Source organism: Streptomyces sp. NPDC060027 (genome assembly GCF_042737005.1).
Classification (GTDB): Bacteria; Actinomycetota; Actinomycetes; order Streptomycetales; family Streptomycetaceae; genus Streptomyces.
This window is the reverse complement of sequence record NZ_JBHWVI010000189.1, coordinates 1-17382: the sequence shown is the minus strand read 5'-3', so window position 1 is coordinate 17382 and position 17382 is coordinate 1. Positions and strand designations below refer to the sequence as shown.

Here is a 17382-nt window from a genome sequence, read left to right as displayed (position 1 = left end):
CCCCCTTCGCTCTGCCCGAGGCCGGGCGCTCTGCTCCGCCTCAGCCCAGGCGCTGTGCGAGGGCGAGGGTGCGGCGGGCGCCCGTGACCACCGCCGCGTCGATGAAACGACCGTCCGGCAGGGCCTGGGCGCCCGGATCGGTGGCGGCCGCTTTGATGACGGCCTCGGCCGAGTCGACCTCGGCCGGGGTGGGGAGGTAGGCCCGCTCGATGATGGGCAGCTGGCGGGGGTGGATGGCCGCGCGTCCGAGGAAGCCGAGGGCGCGGCCGTGCGCGCAGGACGCGGCCAGGCCCTCCACATCGCGGATGTCGGGGTAGACCGACTGGACCGGCGGAGGCAGCCCCGCCGCCCGGGCGGCCACGATCAACCGCGCCCGGGACCAGTCGAGCCCGGCTTCGTCCCGGACACCGAGATCGGCCCGCAGGTCCGTCTCGCCGAGCGCGATACCACGCAGGGCGCGATGGGCCGACGCGATGGCGAAGGCCTGCTCCACGCCCAGAGCCGACTCCAGCAGGGCGTAGAGCGGGATCGCGCCGCCCTCCGCGGGGGTCGCGCTCTCCGCCACCCGTACGACGTCGGAGCGCGATGTCACCTTGGGCAGCCGCAGGCCGGACAGGCCGGGGAGCGGCGAGAGCGTCTTCAGATCGGCGTCGGCGAAAGGGCCGTCGAGGGCGTTGACCCGGACGTGCACCGGGACGGGCGGCGGTACGGCGAGAAGCTCGGCGGTGGCGGCGAGGGCGTACTCCTTGCGGTCCGGGGCGACCGCGTCCTCCAGGTCGACGAGGACCACGTCCGCACCGGAGGCGAGGGCCTTGGCCACCACCTCGGGACGGTCGCCGGGCACGTACAGCCAGGTGAGGGGCAGGAGTTCCGCGGTCACAGGGCGCCCTCCGCTCTCAGCGCCTCGATCTCGGGCCCCGTCAGGCCGAGTTCGGTGAGCACGGCGTCGGTGTCCGCGCCGTGCGGGCGGCCGGCCCAGTGGATCGCACCGGGCGTGGCGGAGAGCCGGAAGAGGACGTTCTGCATGCGCAGCGGGCCCAGTTCGGGGTCGTCGACGGTGGTGACCGTGTCCAGGGCCTGGTACTGCGGGTCGGTCATGACGTCCCGGACGTCCTGGATCGGGGCGACCGCGGCCTCCGCCTTCTCGAAGGCGGCGAGGACCTCGTCCCGGGTGCGCTCGGCGATCCACGCGCCGACCGCCCCGTCCAGGACGTCGGCGTGGCGTGCCCGGTCCGCGCCGGTCGCGAACCACGGCTCGTCGATCACGTCCGGGCGGCCCACCAGCCGCATCACCCGCTCGGCGATCGACTGCGCCGATGTGGAGACGGCGACCCAGGACCCGTCGGCCGTGCGATAGGTGTTGCGGGGCGCGTTGTTCGCCGAGCGGTTGCCGGTGCGGGGCTGGACGTGGCCCAGCTGGTCGTACCAGATCGGCTGCGGGCCGAGCACGGTCAGGATCGGCTCGATGATCGCCATGTCGATCACCTGGCCCTCGCCGGTGCGGTCGCGCGCGGTCAGCGCGGTCAGCACGGCGTACGCCGTCGCCAGTCCGGCGATCGAGTCGGCCAGGCCGAACGGGGGGAGGGTCGGCGGTGCGTCCGGTTCGCCGGTGATCGCCGCGAAGCCGCTCATCGCCTCCGCGAGCGTGCCGAAGCCGGGGCGGTGCGCGTAGGGGCCGAACTGGCCGAAGCCGGTGACCCGGGCGAGGACCAGACGGGGGTTCGCCGCGGACAGCTCCTCCCAGCCCAGATCCCACTTCTCCAGGGTGCCCGGCCGGAAGTTCTCGATGATCACGTCGGCGTCGGCGGCGAGCCGGAGCAGTGTCGCGCGGCCGCCGCGCTTCGACAGGTCGAGCGTGATCGTGCGCTTGTTGCGCCCGAGGAGCTTCCACCACAGGCCGACGCCGTCCTTAGAGGGACCGTGTCCCCGGGACGGGTCCGGTTGAGTGGGGTGCTCGATCTTGACGACCTCCGCGCCGAAGTCGCCCAGCATGGTGGCGGCGAGCGGTCCCGCGAACAGGGTCGCGAGGTCGAGGACGCGCAGGCCGCTGAGGGGGCCGCCCTCCGGGTGCCCGCTCATGAGCCGGCCTGCGCGTCGAGCTCGGAGCGGTACGGCATCGAGGACGTCGCCCCGGGCCGCTGCACCGACATCGCGGCCGCCGCCGACGCCCACACCAGCGCGTCCGGCATCTCCCGGCCCTCGGCGAGCGCCACCGCGAGGGTGCCGACGAAGGTGTCGCCCGCGCCGGTGGAGTCGACGGCGGTCACCTTGGGCGCGGGCACGGCGACGGGTTCGGCGCCCCGGGCCGCGTACAGGCTGCCCTCGGCGCCCAGGGTGACGACGACCTCCGGGACCTGTTCGAGCAGCGCGGCGGCCGCTCCGCGCGGGTCGGTGAAGCCGGTGAGTGCGGCGGCCTCGTGCTGGTTGGGCACCAACAGATCGGTGGCGGCCAGCAGTTGAGGTGGCAGGAACTGTGCGGGCGCCGGGGTGAGGATCGTCCGGACGCCGTGCCGGCGCGCGGCCTCCGCTCCGGCGAGCACGGCTTCCAGCGGGATCTCGAGCTGGAGGAGCAGCGCGTCGGCGCTGGCGATGAGGCCCTCGTCGCCGGGGGCGAGGGAGGTGACGGTGCCGTTGGCGCCGGGGATGACGACGATCGCGTTGCCGCCCTCGTCGTCCACCACGATGTGCGCGGTGCCGGACGGGCCCTCGGTGGTGCGCAGATGGTCGGTGTTCACGCCGAAGTGCTCCAGTGTGGAGCGGAGTTGGCTGCCGAAGGAGTCGGCGCCCACCGCGCCGACCAGCGAGACGTCGGCGCCCGCGTGCGCCGCGGCCACCGCCTGGTTGGCGCCCTTGCCGCCGGGGATCGTACGGAACTCCCGGCCCGTCACGGTCTCTCCGCGCTGCGGGGCTTTGGCGACATACGCGACGAGGTCCATGTTCGTGCTGCCGAGCACGGCGATATGGGTCATGGGCGAACGGTCTCCCGGTGCGTGAGGTGGGCGAGGGCGTCGAAGCCGATGCCGTCGAAGTCGGCGACGGAGGTGGCGAGCCGGTTCTTGAGAGGGCTCGTCCAGCGGTCGGGCAGGGCGGCGGGGTCGCCCGCGAGCAGGCCCGCGACGCTCCCGGCCGTCGCGCCGTTCGAGTCGGTGTCCAGGCCGCCGGACACCGCGCGGCAGACCGAGCCGCCGAAGTCGCCGTCCGCGTGGGTGAGGGCGGCGGCGATCAGCGCGGTGTTGGGGACGGCGTGGACCCAGTGGCAGTCGCGGTGGGTGGTGTGCAGTTCGTCGACGACGGTGTCGAAGTCCGGTGTCGTACGGGCGAGCCGGACGGCATGGCGGACGGCCCGGGCCAGCCGGGAGCCGGGCGGGACGACGGTCAGCCCGGTGCGCAGACAGGCGTGGACGTCACTCGCCCCGGTGGCCGCCTCGGCGATGACGGCGGCCGCGAACATCGCCGCGTAGACGCCGTTGGCCGTGTGGGTCAGGGCGGCGTCGCGGTACGCCTGTTCGGCGGCCCCGGCCGGGTCGCCGGGGTTGGTCCAGCCGTGCACGTCCGCGCGGATCAGGGCGCCGATCCATTCGCGGAACGGGTTGTGCCGGCGGGCGGTCTCCGGGGGTTCGACGCCGCTGAGGAGATTGCGGTAGGCGACGCGCTCCGCGGTGAAGGTGCGGCCGGCGGGGAGTTCGTCCAGCCAGAGGCGGGCCACGTCCGCGGTGGTGAAGTCCCTGCCGTGTCGCTGGAGCAACAGGAGGTTCAGGAGAGGGTAGTTGAGGTCGTCGTCCTCCGGCATGCCGTCGATGTTCTCGGCCAGGGAGGTGGGGGCGGAGCGCCGGTTCCAGGGGTGGGCGTCCAGGAGGTCCTGGGGTACGCCCCGCGCGGTGAACCAGGTGTGGAGGGGCCAGTTGCCCGAGGCCCTGGCGAGTGCCCGGATGCCGTGGAGGGGGAGTTTCTCCACGGGTTTGCCCAGCAGGCAGCCGACGGCCCGGCCGAGCCAGGCCGCCTCCAGTCGGGCCCGGTCGGGAGCGGGCACGGGCGCGTACCGCGGGGGCGGCCAGCTGGGGCAGGCGGCCTTGATCAGGGCCAGATCCGTCGGCTCGTCGTCCGCCGACCGGCCCGGTAGGGCGGCGAGTTCGTCGAGGAGGTCGGCCGCAAGGCGGCGCAGGGCCGGTGAGGCCGGGGTCGTCGACGCGCCCGCGCGGAGCGGGGCCTGCCGACCGCCCGCCGCGCGCCAGCGGGAGGCGACGAGGGCCGGCTCGCGGCCGTCCTGGACGGCCTGGTGGAGTTCGTGGCCGAGGAGGTCCTCGGGCTGGACCCAGGTCAGGCGGAGCACGGTGTTCCCGCCAGCGCGGCGTACGCCGCCTCGTGGGCCCGGCGGCGGTGGACGTCGCGGTCGAAGATCTCCCGGGTCACCTCGGCGAGCGTACGCGCCGGGGCGTCCAGGTCGAGGCGGCTGGACTCCGCCACCGTCTTCGCCCAGTCGTGCGGGACCTCGGAGCCCAGCGCGCCGGCGAGGGCGCCGGCCATGGTGGCGATGGAGTCGCAGTCGCGGCCGTAGTTGACCGAGCCGAGGACCGCGTGCCGGAAGTCGCCGCCGGACACCAGCAACATGCCGAGGGCGACGGGGAGTTCTTCGATGGAGTGCAGACGGGAGGGGCGGCGGGCGCCGAGCGAGGGGGAACGGTAGTCCGGGCCGACCGTGTCGTACGGGGCCACCGCCCGGCGCAGCGGGACGAGCGCCGACTCGAAGTCCGTGTGGTGGGAGGCGACTTCGCAGACCGCCTCGACGGCCGCGCGGGTGCCGTCCTCGGCCAGCGACAGGCACGCGGCGACGACCGAGTCGGGGGTGGCGCCGGGGGAGCAGGCCGCCGCCACCGCCGCGGCGAAGACGCCCGCGGCCTCGCGGCCGTACGAGGATTGGTGGGCTCCCGCGATGTCGAGGGCCTCGGCGTACGCGCCCGCCGGGTTCGCCGCGTTGACGAGTCCGACCGGGGCCATGTACATCGCGGCACCGCAGTTCACGATGTTGCCGACGCCGGCCTCCCGGGGGTCCACATGGCCGTAGTGGAGGCGGGCGACCAGCCACTTCTCGGCGAGGAAGATCCGCTGGAGGGGGAGGGCCTCGGCCTCCAGCTCCGGGATCCAGCGGGGGGTCGTCATCAGGTCGGGGACCAGGTGCTCCGCGACGGCGTAGGCGTCGAGGTGGTCGCGGACGGTGGCGTACACGCGTACCAGCGCATGGGTCATCAGGGTGTCGTCGGTGACGTGTCCGTCGCCCTTGTGGTACGGGGCGATGGGCCGGGCGGTGGGCCAGGCGTCGCCGTTCCAGGGGCCGACGACACCGCGCACGCGGCCGCCGTGGCGTTCGGTGATCTGTTCGGGGGAGTACCCCTCGACGGGGCCGCCGAGCGCGTCGCCGACGGCGGCTCCGACGAGGGCTCCGGTGATCCGTTCGTCGAGGGTTCCCGTTCCTTCTCCTTTGGGCGTCATGCCCGAATCATCCCTCTGGGGTGGTCAGTTCCGGGGAATCCGGTCGGCGAGTCCTGTCGCTTCGAGGAGTTCGGCGAGTCCGATGAGATCCGTCCCGGTCAGGCGGGGCAGCGCGCAGCCGGACAGGGTGCGGCAGGCGTCGCGCCAGGAGGCGGGGATCGCGGCGCCGCCGCCGAGCGCCCCGGTGAGCGCGCCGGCCAGGGCAGGGGCCGAGTCGGCGACCCGGGACAGGCATGCGGCGGCGGGCACCGCCTCGGCGATCCGGCCGTGCGCGGCCAGGGTCAGGGCCAGGGCGACGGGGACGGTCTCGGCCGCCGCGATGCCGTAGCTGTAGACGTGGTCGACGATCTGGTGCTCCAGCAGGGGGACCAGGGCGAAGGTGCTCTCGCTGCCCCGGGCCAGCGTGAGGGCGTGGCGGGCGTTGCGGCCGATCTCCGTGGTGGCGGGCAGTTCGGCGAGGGCGGCGTCCACGCAGATGTCGGCGGAGTGCCCGGTGAGGGCGAGCGACACGGCGGCGGCCATGGCGCGGGCGCCGTGCACCCCGTCGCCGTCCTGGGTGTAGCGGGCGTCGAACTCGGCCAGTTCCGCGGCGAGTCGGGGGTCACCCGGGTGTGCCACGGCGAGCACGCAGGCCCGTACGCAGGCGGCGTCGTCGAAGTAGTGGGGGTTGTCGTGGCCGGTGGCGGGCGGGCGCAGACCGGTGGCGAGGTTGCCGAGTCCGGCGCGCACGGAGATCCGGGCGCGCAGCGGGAGCAGGGCGGACTCGACCTCGGGGGCCCGGTCCGCCGCGGCGGCGACCTCGCTGGCTACGGCGTTCCAGGACAGGTCGATGGACGCGCGCATCCTGCGATCGAGGCTCAGGTCGCCGAGTGCAGCGGTCTCCCCGGCCCGGAGCACGGCCTCCGCCGCGAACGCCGCCCACTCGGCGTCGTCCGACGGGCCGAGCCGCAGCGGCTCCGGCGGCTGGTTCAGCGCGATCGGCACGGGCAGGGTCGTCGTCGCGTTCTGCTCCGCGAAGGTGTCCAGCTCGCGGGTCAGCCGCCGGGTCCACTCGGGCATCCGCGCGGCCCGGTGCCGGGCGGCGGGCCAGCCCGCGGCGTCGCCCGCGGCCAGCCCGAGGAGCAGCCCCTCGATACGGCGCGCCCCCGCTTCCACGGGCGCCTCCACCCGCACGGGCGTCTCCGCCGGGGAGCTTCCCCGCTCCCGGGCCGTCCGGCCGCCCGCCACGAATCCGGCCCCCTCGGCGACCCGCACCGGCTCGGCGGCCCGGCCGACCGCCACCGGGTCCGCGGGTCCGGCGAGGGCCACCGGACGCGTGCCCTCGGTGAGTGCAGGTGCCGCCGGGGTGACCGGTGTCGGTGTGCGGGTCGCGAGGGTGCTCCGGGGCGGTCCGTCCGTCTCCGCCGGGGCGGGCGGTGGAGGTTCGGGGGGCGGCGCCGACGCGGCGCCCTCGCCGGTGGCCGGGCCGGACTCGTCCCCGGCCAGACCGGGGCTCATGAGCGCACCTCGTCGCCACCGGCGGCCGACTCCCAGGCGTCCGCGTCCGACAGGACGTAGGCGTCCGAGGCGGTGACGACATACGGGTCCGGAGCCGTGACGACGTACGGGTCCGGGGCGGTGGCGGCGTACGGGTCCGGGGTCGTGACGGCGTACGGGTCCGGGGCGGCGACGACACAGGCCTCCGGAGCGGTGGCGGCGTACATGTCCGGGGCGGTGGCGGCGTACGTGTGCGGGGTGGCGACAACACACGTGTCCGGAGCCGTGACGACGTACGGGTCTGGGTCCGTGACGACGTACGTGTCCGGGGCGGTGACGACGTACGTGTCCGGGGCGGTGACGACGTACGTGTCCGGAGCCGTGACGGCGTACGGGTCCGAGGCGGTGACGGTGTGCGGGGCCGGGGTGGGTGGTGCGTGGCCTCCTGGGCCCCACTTCTGCTCGTCCTCCGGCGTCAGCAGTTCCGCCACGTCCAGGATGTGGTGGCCCTCCATGGAGGGGAGGCAGCTGCCGCGGGCCGGTCCGATGGCCGCCGCCCAGGCGGCCGGGATCGAGGACGCGCCCCGGGTCGCGCCCGCCAGCGCCCCGGCCACCGCGGCCGTCGTGTCGGCGTCGCGGCCCATGTTCACCGCGGTGAGGACGGACTCGGTGAACTCCCCGTCCGCCGCCGCGTACGCGCCGAAGGCGAGGGCGACGGCCTCGGGCGCCAGGTCGGTCCACGGATAGCCGCCGATCACCACCGCGGAGCGCACCGCCCGTTCGCCGCGGTGCGCCACCGCGACCGCGCGGCGCAGCGAGCGGGCCGTCCAGGAGTCGTCCGGGATGACGGCCAGGGCGGACGCGACGACCGCGATGGTGGGAGCGCCCGCCATCGCGGCGGCGACCCCCGCCGCGACCGCCTGGCCGCCGTAGATGCCCTCGCCCTCGTGGCTCACCGAGCCGTCGATCGCCACGAGCCGGGCCGCCTCGGCGGGCCGGCCGGCCGCGAAGACGCCGAAGGGGGCCGCGCGCATGGCGAGGCCGTCGCTCCAGGCGTGCCGGTGCTGGGCGGAGATGGGCGCCGCGAGACCCCGCCGGAGATTCTCGAGCGTGCCGCGCTCGCTGAAACCGGCGCCGCGGAACGGCCCCTCGTCGCGGTCCGCGATCCACTGGTGCCAGGCCGACTCGACGTGCGCCACGGTCAGCGCCGAGCCGTGCCGGGCGAGCAGCAGCCCCGAGAAGATCGCGTACTCGGTGTCGTCCGTCCCGGCCGGATGCTCGGCGACGTACCCGGTGATCCGGCCCCACTTGGCGCGGATCTCCGACGGCTTCATGTTCTCGGCGGGTGCGCCCAGCGCGTCCCCGACGGCGAGTCCGAGCAGTGCGCCGCGCGCCCGGTCGCGGAGACCGGCGGCGTTCCCGGGTGCCGGGGCCGAGGGAATGCAGGCGATGGAAGCCATACGTGCCTCTCCTCTCAGGGCCCCTGCCGGCGCGCGGAATGCGGCGCGCGGAACCCTTTGCGGATCTGTCCCACCTTGGCGGTTGACAGGAGCCTCGCGGGCCTCACTGTCACCCGGTCGACATATGTGCATGACATGCCACGGATGAGCATCGAGCGGTAAAAGTGCAGGTTAGCGCAGCCTTTCCTTGCTGGCGGCAAGGAAATGTGAGGCGTACTTTCGTAGTTGTCAAAAAGTGGAAGCAGTCCAATCAAGCACCCTGGGGGACCGGTATGGCGATCATCGAGAACGAGGCGACGCTGCACGAGGCGCACCGCGACAACCACACCCACCGGGATGTGAACGGCGGATGGCTGCGCCCGGCCGTGTTCGGCGCGATGGACGGCCTGGTCTCCAACCTCGCCCTGATGACCGGTGTGGCTGGCGGTTCCGTCTCCCAGCAGACGATCGTCATCACCGGGCTCGCGGGCCTGGCCGCCGGCGCCTTCTCGATGGCCGCCGGTGAGTACACCTCCGTCGCCTCGCAGCGCGAGCTCGTCGAGGCGGAGCTCGATGTCGAGCGACGGGAGCTGCGCAAGCACCCCAAGGACGAGGAGCGCGAGCTGGCCGCGCTCTACGAGTCCCGCGGCGTCGAGCCCGAGCTGGCCCGCGAGGTCGCCCGGCAGCTCTCCCGTGATCCCGAGCAGGCCCTGGAGATCCACGCGCGCGAGGAGCTCGGCATTGACCCCGGCGACCTGCCCTCCCCGGCCGTCGCCGCAGTGTCCAGCTTCGGCTCGTTCGCGCTGGGCGCCCTGCTCCCCGTACTGCCGTATCTGCTGGGCGCGACCGTGCTGTGGCCGGCGCTGCTGCTCGCGATGCTCGGGCTCTTCGCCTGCGGTGCCGTCGTGGCCAAGGTGACCGCGCGGTCCTGGTGGTTCAGCGGGCTGCGGCAGCTCGCTCTCGGCGGTGCCGCGGCGGGTGTGACGTACGCCCTGGGCAGTCTGTTCGGTGCGGCCGTAGGATGAGGCCTCGATCACTTATGCGAGGGACCGCATAAGTAGTCGTTACCCGGCGGTTTCGATTCCTTAACCACTGGGCATGAGCCGTAAGCGCCGCAGGCAATGACGCCTGCTCCGCACTTCTCGCGGCGGATCACGATCTCTGCCGCGAACCGGGCCGACGGTCATCGATCTGTCCGCTTAGGTCCCGCTTAGGTCCCGCCTGGGTCCCCCCGGCCTTCCACCGCTGAGCGCGGTACCCCCGCCGCGACCCCGTGGTGTCCGCATGTTGGAACGCGGTATCCGGTTCCCGAGAATCGCTCCATCATGTAACCTGCACGAAATTTTGCACCAACAGAGGGCCAACGTCGTCCCTCGGCAGATGTCTCCCCCCTGAGCCTCAAGGCATGGGAGGGACCCCCCGCCCCGACGACGACGGGAGAGCCGATGCGTACGCCGCGCCAGCCGTCCCAGCACTCCACGAACGACCAGAAGTGGTCCTTCATGGATGCTCGCCCTGCTGCGCAGGGTATGTACGACCCCCGCAACGAGCACGACGCCTGTGGCGTCGGCTTCGTGGCCACCCTCACCGGCGAGGCGAGCCACGCGCTGGTCGAGCAGGCGCTCACCGTTCTGCGCAACCTGGAACACCGCGGTGCCACCGGCTCCGAGCCCGACTCGGGCGACGGCGCGGGCATCCTCTCCCAGGTCCCGGACGCCTTCTTCCGCGAGGTGGCCGGATTCGAACTTCCCGCAGCCGGCGCGTACGCGGCAGGCATCGCCTTCCTCCCCGAGGACGGCACGGCCGACGCCGTCTCGCATATCGAGACGATCGCCGCCGAAGAGGGCCTCACCGTCCTCGGCTGGCGCGAGGTCCCGGTCGCCCCCGGACTCCTCGGCGCCACCGCCCGCTCGACGATGCCCGCCTTCCGCCAGATCTTCGTCACCGACGGCAAGAGCCAGGGCATCGCCTTGGACCGCAGCGCCTTCGTGCTGCGCAAGCGCGCCGAGCGCGAGGCCGGGGTCTACTTCCCGTCGCTGTCCGCGCGGACCATCGTCTACAAGGGCATGCTGACCACCGGCCAGCTGGAGCCCTTCTTCCCGGACCTGTCCGACCGCCGCTTCGCCTCCGCGATCGCGCTCGTGCACTCCCGGTTCTCCACCAACACCTTCCCGAGCTGGCCGCTCGCCCACCCGTACCGCTTCGTCGCGCACAACGGCGAGATCAACACGGTCAAGGGCAACCGCAACTGGATGGTCGCCCGCGAGTCCCAGCTCGCCTCGGACCTGTTCGGGGACAAGGCCCTGGAGCGGATCTTCCCCGTCTGCACGCCGGACGCCTCCGACTCGGCCTCCTTCGACGAGGTGCTCGAACTCCTGCACCTCGGCGGCCGCTCGCTCCCGCACTCCGTGCTGATGATGATCCCGGAGGCGTGGGAGAACCACGACTCCATGGACCCGGCCCGGCGCGCCTTCTACCAGTTCCACTCCACGATGATGGAGCCCTGGGACGGCCCCGCCTGCGTCACCTTCACCGACGGCAGCCAGGTCGGCGCGGTCCTGGACCGCAACGGACTGCGCCCCGGCCGCTACTGGGTCACCGACGAGGGCCTCGTCGTCCTCGGCTCCGAGGTCGGCGTCCTCGACATCGACCCCGCCAAGGTCGTCCGCAAGGGCCGCCTCCAGCCCGGCAAGATGTTCCTCGTCGACACCGTCGAGCACCGCATCATCGAGGACGACGAGATCAAGGCCGGCCTCGCCGCCGAGAAGCCCTACGCCGAGTGGCTCGAAGCCGGCGAGATCGAGCTCTCCGACCTGCCCGAGCGCGAGCACATCGTGCACACCCACGCCTCGGTCACCCGCCGCCAGCAGACCTTCGGCTACACCGAGGAAGAGCTGCGGATCATCCTCGCGCCGATGGCCAAGGCCGCCGCCGAGCCGATCGGTTCGATGGGCACGGACTCGCCGATCGCCGCGCTCTCGCAGCGCCCGCGTCTGCTGTTCGACTACTTCACCCAGCTGTTCGCCCAGGTCACCAACCCGCCGCTGGACGCGATCCGCGAGGAACTGGTCACCTCCCTGCGCTCCTCCCTCGGTCCGGCGAGCAACCTGCTGGAGCCGACGGCCGTCTCCTGTCGCAGCGTCACCCTGCCCTTCCCGGTGATCGACAACGACGAGCTGGCCAAGCTCATCCACATCAACGCCGACGGCGACATGCCCGGCATGAAGGCCGCGACGCTGTCCGGCCTGTACCGGGTCTCCGGCGGCGGCGAATCCCTCGCCGCCCGCATCGAGGAGATCTGTACCGAGGCCGACGCCGCCATCGAGAACGGCGCACGGCTGATCGTCCTGTCGGACCGCCACTCGGACGCCGAGCACGCGCCGATCCCCTCGCTGCTGCTCACCGCCGCCGTCCACCACCACCTCATCCGCACCAAGCAGCGCACCCAGGTGGGCCTGCTGGTCGAGGCCGGTGACGTCCGCGAGGTCCACCACGTCGCCCTGCTCATCGGCTTCGGCGCCGCCGCGGTCAACCCGTACCTGGCCATGGAGTCCGTCGAGGACCTGGTCCGCGCCGACACCTTCCTCCAGGGCATCGAGCCCGAGCAGGCCATCCGCAACCTGATCTACGCGCTCGGCAAGGGCGTCCTGAAGGTCATGTCCAAGATGGGCATCTCGACCGTCGCCTCCTACCGCGGCGCCCAGGTCTTCGAGGCCGTCGGCCTGGAGACGGCCTTCGTCGAGAAGTACTTCAACGGCACGGCCACCAAGATCGGCGGCGCCGGTCTCGACGTCATCGCCAAGGAGGTCGCCGCCCGGCACGCCAAGGCCTACCCGGCCTCGGGCATCGCGCCCGCGCACCGCGCCCTGGACATAGGCGGCGAGTACCAGTGGCGCCGCGAGGGCGAGCCCCACCTGTTCGACCCGGAGACGGTCTTCCGCCTCCAGCACTCGACGCGCTCCGGCAGCTACGAGATCTTCAAGAAGTACACGGACCGCGTGAACGAGCAGTCCGAGCGGCTGATGACGCTGCGCGGCCTGTTCGGCTTCACCTCGGACCGCCCCTCGATCTCCCTCGACGAGGTCGAGCCCGTCTCCGAGATCGTCAAGCGCTTCTCCACCGGCGCCATGTCGTACGGCTCCATCTCCAAGGAGGCGCACGAGACCCTCGCCATCGCCATGAACCAGCTGGGCGGCAAGTCCAACACCGGTGAGGGCGGCGAGGACGCGGACCGGCTGTACGACCCGGCCCGCCGCTCCAGCATCAAGCAGGTCGCCTCCGGCCGCTTCGGTGTCACGAGCGAGTACCTCGTCAACGCCGACGACATCCAGATCAAGATGGCGCAGGGCGCCAAGCCCGGCGAGGGCGGCCAGCTGCCCGGTCACAAGGTCTACCCGTGGGTGGCCAAGACCCGTCACTCGACCCCGGGTGTCGGTCTGATCTCCCCGCCGCCGCACCACGACATCTACTCCATCGAGGACCTGGCTCAGCTGATCCACGACCTCAAGAACGCCAACCCGCAGGCCCGCATCCACGTGAAGCTGGTCTCCGAGGTCGGCGTCGGCACGGTCGCCGCCGGTGTCTCCAAGGCCCACGCGGACGTCGTCCTCATCTCCGGCCACGACGGCGGAACGGGCGCCTCCCCGCTGACCTCCCTCAAGCACGCGGGCGGACCCTGGGAGCTCGGCCTCGCCGAGACCCAGCAGACCCTGCTGCTCAACGGCCTGCGCGACCGCATCGTCGTGCAGACCGACGGCCAGCTCAAGACGGGCCGCGACGTCGTCATCGCCGCGCTGCTCGGCGCCGAGGAGTTCGGTTTCGCGACCGCGCCGCTCGTCGTCTCCGGCTGCGTCATGATGCGCGTCTGCCACCTGGACACCTGCCCGGTCGGCATCGCCACGCAGAACCCGGTGCTGCGCGAGCGGTTCGCCGGCAAGGCCGAGTACATCGTCAACTTCTTCAAGTTCATCGCCGAAGAGGTCCGCGAGATCCTCGCCGAGCTCGGCTTCCGCACCATCGAGGAGGCCGTCGGCCACGCCGAGAACCTCGACGTGGAGCGCGCCATCACCCACTGGAAGGCGCAGGGCCTGGACCTGTCCCCGCTCTTCTACGTGCCCGAACTGCCCGAGGGCGCGGCGCTGCACCAGGTCATCGAGCAGGACCACGGCCTGGAGAAGGCGCTCGACAACGAGCTGATCAAGCTCGCCGCCGACGCGCTGGCCGCGGACTCCGCGACCGACGCCCAGCCGGTCCGCGCCCAGGTCGCGATCCGCAACATCAACCGCACGGTCGGCACCATGCTCGGCCACGAGGTGACGAAGAAGTTCGGCGGCGCGGGCCTGCCCGACGACACCATCGACATCACCTTCACGGGCTCGGCCGGCCAGTCCTTCGGCGCCTTCCTGCCGCGCGGCGTCACGCTGCGCCTGGAGGGCGACGCCAACGACTACGTCGGCAAGGGCCTCTCCGGCGGCCGGGTGATCGTCCGTCCCGACCGGGGCGCCGACCACCTCGCCGAGTACTCGACCATCGCGGGCAACACCATCGCGTACGGCGCGACGGGCGGCGAGCTCTTCCTGCGCGGCCGCACCGGCGAGCGCTTCTGCGTCCGCAACTCCGGCGCGACGGTGGTCTCCGAGGGCGTGGGCGACCACGGCTGCGAGTACATGACCGGCGGTCACGCGGTCGTCCTCGGCGAGACGGGCCGCAACTTCGCGGCCGGCATGTCCGGCGGTGTCGCGTACGTGATCGACCTCGACCGCGACAACGTGAACGTCGGCAACGTGGACGCCGTCGAGCAGCTCGACGACACCGACAAGCAGTGGCTGCACGACGTCGTGCGCCGCCACGCGGAGGAGACCGCCTCGACGGTCGCCGAGAAGCTGCTCGCCGAGTGGCCCGTGTCCGTGGAGCGCTTCAGCAAGATCATTCCCAGCACCTACAAGGCAGTGCTCGCCGCCAAGGACGCCGCCGAGCGAGCCGGACTCGACGAGTCCGAGATCACCGAGAAGATGATGGAGGCGGCGACCAATGGCTGATCCCAAGGGCTTTCTGAACCACGGCCGTGAGGTCGCCAGGTCCCGGCCGGTCGAGGAGCGCCTCAAGGACTGGAACGAGGTCTACGTTCCGGGCTCGCTGCTCCCGATCATCTCCAAGCAGGCCTCGCGCTGCATGGACTGCGGCATCCCGTTCTGCCACAACGGCTGTCCGCTGGGCAACCTGATCCCCGAGTGGAACGACTTCGCGTACCGCGAGGACTGGCAGGCCGCCTCCGAGCGCCTGCACGCCACGAACAACTTCCCGGAGTTCACGGGCCGGCTGTGCCCCGCCCCGTGCGAGTCGGCGTGTGTGCTCGGCATCAACCAGCCCGCCGTGACCATCAAGAACGTCGAGGTCTCGATCATCGACAAGGCGTGGGACACGGGCGACGTCGCCCCGCAGATCCCCGAGCGTCTGTCGGGCAAGACCGTCGCGGTCATCGGTTCCGGTCCCGCAGGTCTCGCCGCCGCCCAGCAGCTCACGCGCGCCGGTCACACGGTCGCGGTGTACGAGCGCGCCGACCGCGTCGGCGGCCTGCTGCGCTACGGCATCCCCGAGTTCAAGATGGAGAAGCGGCACATCAACCGCCGCATCGAGCAGATGCGCGCGGAGGGCACCCGCTTCCGCACGGGCATCGAGATCGGCCGTGACCTCAAGGCGACGGACCTGCGCAAGCGGTACGACGCCGTGGTCATCGCCGCCGGCGCGACGACCGCCCGTGACCTGCCCGCCCCCGGGCGGGAGCTGAACGGCATCCACCAGGCCATGGAGTACCTGCCGCTGGCCAACAAGGTGCAGGAGGGCGACTTCGTGGCGCCCCCGATCACGGCCGAGGGCAAGCACGTCGTGGTCATCGGCGGCGGCGACACGGGCGCGGACTGCGTGGGCACCGCCCACCGTCAGGGCGCGGCCTCGGTCACGCAGCTGGAGATCATGCCGCGGCCGGGCGAGGAGCGGAACCCGGGCCAGCCCTGGCCGACGTTCCCGATGCTCTACAAGGTCACCTCCGCGCACGAGGAGGGCGGTGAGCGGGTCTACTCCGTCAACACCACCCACTTCGAGGGCGACGAGGACGGCAACGTCCAGTGGCTGCACCTCGTCGAGGTCGAGTTCACCGGCGGTAAGCTGAACCAGAAGCCGGGCACGGAGCGCAAGATCCCCGCCCAGCTGGTGACGCTGGCCATGGGCTTCACCGGCACGGACGTCGAGAACGGCGTGGTCTCCCAGTTCGGCCTGGAGCTCGACGAGCGCGGCAACATCGCCCGCGACGCCGACTTCGCGACCAACGTTCCCGGCGTGTACGTCGCCGGTGACGCGGGCCGCGGCCAGTCCCTCATCGTCTGGGCCATCGCGGAGGGCCGCTCGGCCGCCCGCGGTGTCGACCGCTTCCTCACCGGAGCGAGCGACCTGCCGGCCCCGATCCGCCCGACGGACCGTTCGCTGATGGCCTGACCCCTGGAACCGTGACCTGACGGTCACTCAAGAACGTCCCGTACAAAGGCGTACGGAACACGAGACGGCGCCTGCCTCCCTGTCCCCGACCGGACGACCTGGCAGGCGCCGCCGCATGCCCGCATGCTTCCCGGGGCCGACTCGCCCCGGGGCCGGAGAAGTTCACCGCGGCGCCCTCGGCGCGGGTACCCGTCTCGCCGCGCGGGCAGGGGAATCGGGCATGTCGCGAAGGCGGTTGTGCGCGCCGAGGCGGAGGCGCGCGCCGAGGCGGAGGGGGCGAGCCGGGCGGGTGCCCGGGCCGGGCCCGGTGCGCCGAGTCGGGCGCGGCGAACCGGCGGGCCGAGCGGGATGCGGCGAGGTCCCGTGCTACGGCACGCGGTAGGTCTCGCCGTACACCTTCCACTCCAGCGGTGTGTGCAGGTCGAGGTTCCCGTCGTACAGGAACTGGCGCTGGGCCGTGTCGATGCGGGTGGTGTCCCGGTCCGGGTTCTTGGACTTCATCGCCTCGCGGCGGATGTCCAGGAAGATGTCGAGGTACGACTTCTCCTCGCCGCCCTCCGACGGGAGGTCCGCCTCGCGCATGGCGCGCTCGCGCAGCCCGTAGAAGCTGTTGTCGCCGGTGCCGGGCCCGTGCAGCACCATGGCGTCGTAGTAGATGAACTGGCCGAGCGTGCCGAGGCCGTCGAGCTTGGCGAGCCGGACGGCGGGGTCGAAGTACACCCGGTCGCGTTCGGAGTCCTGGGCCTCGCGGAAGGCGGCGACCGTGGCCTCGTGGCGCCAGGCCGCGGGGAAGCCCGGGTCCAGGCCCTCGTGGGAGTCCGTGCCGTCGACCTCGCGCAGGGCCGGGAGATAGCGGGCGAGCCCGTTGTCCGGGTGCGCCTCGGTGTACCGCTCGACGAGGATGAGCAGGTCGTGGGTGCCGGTGCAGAAGCCGACGATGCCCGCCGTGTAGCCCTGGCCGTCGCCGATGTCCTCGATGTAGCCGTACGCCTCGTGCCACTTCAGCGTGGAGTTCTCGGCACTGGCCACGAGCTGCTGGGCCAGCTCCTTCTTCCGGGGAGCGGCGAGGCCCGGCGGCAGATCGGCGACGACCTCGTCGTCGGCCGCCCGCTCGGCGTCGGCCTTGGCCTTCGCGCGGGCCTGCTGCGAGACGGACGCCGGGCGCTTGGCGTCGGCCGTGGCCGGGTGCTCGGGCGTGGCGAAGTAGACCGCCGCCGTGACCACCACGGGGACGACGGCGAACATCAGGCAACCCGCTCGCTTCATGACGCACAGGGTACGCAGGGACGGCGTACAGGTGTGCAGCCCGGGTAGGCCACCCGTGAGCAGGCCCGCTACACACTGTGCGCCCCTGGACACGCTACGCGTGCGCCCCCCGGAGCGCGGCAGGCTCGGGGCCAGGACAGGGCCACCGGACGCCGCCCGGGCCCCGCGGGCGCGGCGGCCCGTGGCCCCTGCCGCACCCGCCGTCCGCCCCGCTCTCCGGCCC

At 72.7% G+C, this 17382-nt stretch carries 10 protein-coding genes and 1 pseudogene; 3 read left to right on the top strand and 8 right to left on the bottom strand.

The features are described 5' to 3' along the window. Positions 1-40: 40 nt before the first annotated feature. From ACFWBT_RS33130 to ACFWBT_RS33100, 7 genes and pseudogenes are all read right to left on the bottom strand, one after another. Positions 41-880, bottom strand: coding sequence for an HpcH/HpaI aldolase/citrate lyase family protein (locus ACFWBT_RS33130; RefSeq protein WP_385706674.1), 840 nt, complete (start codon positions 878-880; stop codon positions 41-43). Then, positions 877-2079, bottom strand: coding sequence for a CaiB/BaiF CoA transferase family protein (locus tag ACFWBT_RS33125; RefSeq protein WP_385706673.1), 1203 nt, complete (start codon positions 2077-2079; stop codon positions 877-879). The genes ACFWBT_RS33130 and ACFWBT_RS33125 overlap by 4 nt, the downstream gene beginning before the upstream one ends. Beyond that, complete coding sequence (rbsK, locus tag ACFWBT_RS33120) at positions 2076-2969, bottom strand: ribokinase (RefSeq protein WP_385706672.1); 894 nt, start codon at positions 2967-2969, stop codon at positions 2076-2078. The genes ACFWBT_RS33125 and rbsK overlap by 4 nt, the downstream gene beginning before the upstream one ends. Beyond that, positions 2966-4330 (bottom strand): ADP-ribosylglycohydrolase family protein, encoded by a 1365-nt coding sequence (locus tag ACFWBT_RS33115; protein ID WP_385706671.1) that lies wholly within the window; start codon positions 4328-4330, stop codon positions 2966-2968. The genes rbsK and ACFWBT_RS33115 overlap by 4 nt, the downstream gene beginning before the upstream one ends. Beyond that, positions 4318-5487 (bottom strand): ADP-ribosylglycohydrolase family protein, encoded by a 1170-nt coding sequence (locus tag ACFWBT_RS33110; protein WP_385706670.1) that lies wholly within the window; start codon positions 5485-5487, stop codon positions 4318-4320. Before ACFWBT_RS33110 ends, ACFWBT_RS33115 begins: the two co-directional genes overlap by 13 nt. Positions 5488-5511: 24 nt before the next feature. Beyond that, positions 5512-6984, bottom strand: coding sequence for an ADP-ribosylglycohydrolase family protein (locus ACFWBT_RS33105; RefSeq protein ID WP_385706669.1), 1473 nt, complete (start codon positions 6982-6984; stop codon positions 5512-5514). Positions 6985-7406: 422 nt separating this feature from the next. Further along, positions 7407-8423, bottom strand: a pseudogene (locus ACFWBT_RS33100) (ADP-ribosylglycohydrolase family protein); the annotation flags it as partial. Between the two features lie 272 nt (positions 8424-8695). Between ACFWBT_RS33100 and ACFWBT_RS33095 the strand changes: the two are divergent. The 3 genes from ACFWBT_RS33095 (at position 8696) to ACFWBT_RS33085 (ending at position 15893) form a co-directional block, all read left to right on the top strand. Next, positions 8696-9427 carry a VIT1/CCC1 transporter family protein gene (locus ACFWBT_RS33095; protein WP_385706668.1) on the top strand — a complete coding sequence of 244 codons (732 nt, stop codon included), beginning with the start codon at positions 8696-8698 and terminating at the stop codon, positions 9425-9427. Between the two features lie 420 nt (positions 9428-9847). Then, a complete protein-coding gene (gltB, locus tag ACFWBT_RS33090; RefSeq protein WP_385706667.1) occupies positions 9848-14440 on the top strand; it encodes a glutamate synthase large subunit in 4593 nt (1530 codons plus the stop codon). Beyond that, positions 14433-15893, top strand: a complete 1461-nt coding sequence (locus tag ACFWBT_RS33085) for a glutamate synthase subunit beta (RefSeq protein WP_385706666.1) — start codon at positions 14433-14435, stop codon at positions 15891-15893. The genes gltB and ACFWBT_RS33085 overlap by 8 nt, the downstream gene beginning before the upstream one ends. Before the next feature lie 366 nt (positions 15894-16259). Here ACFWBT_RS33085 and ACFWBT_RS33080 read toward each other — a convergent pair whose 3' ends face one another. Continuing rightward, entirely contained in the window at positions 16260-17159 is a 900-nt protein-coding gene (locus ACFWBT_RS33080) for a chitosanase (RefSeq protein ID WP_385706665.1), read from the bottom strand. Positions 17160-17382: the final 223 nt, after the last annotated feature.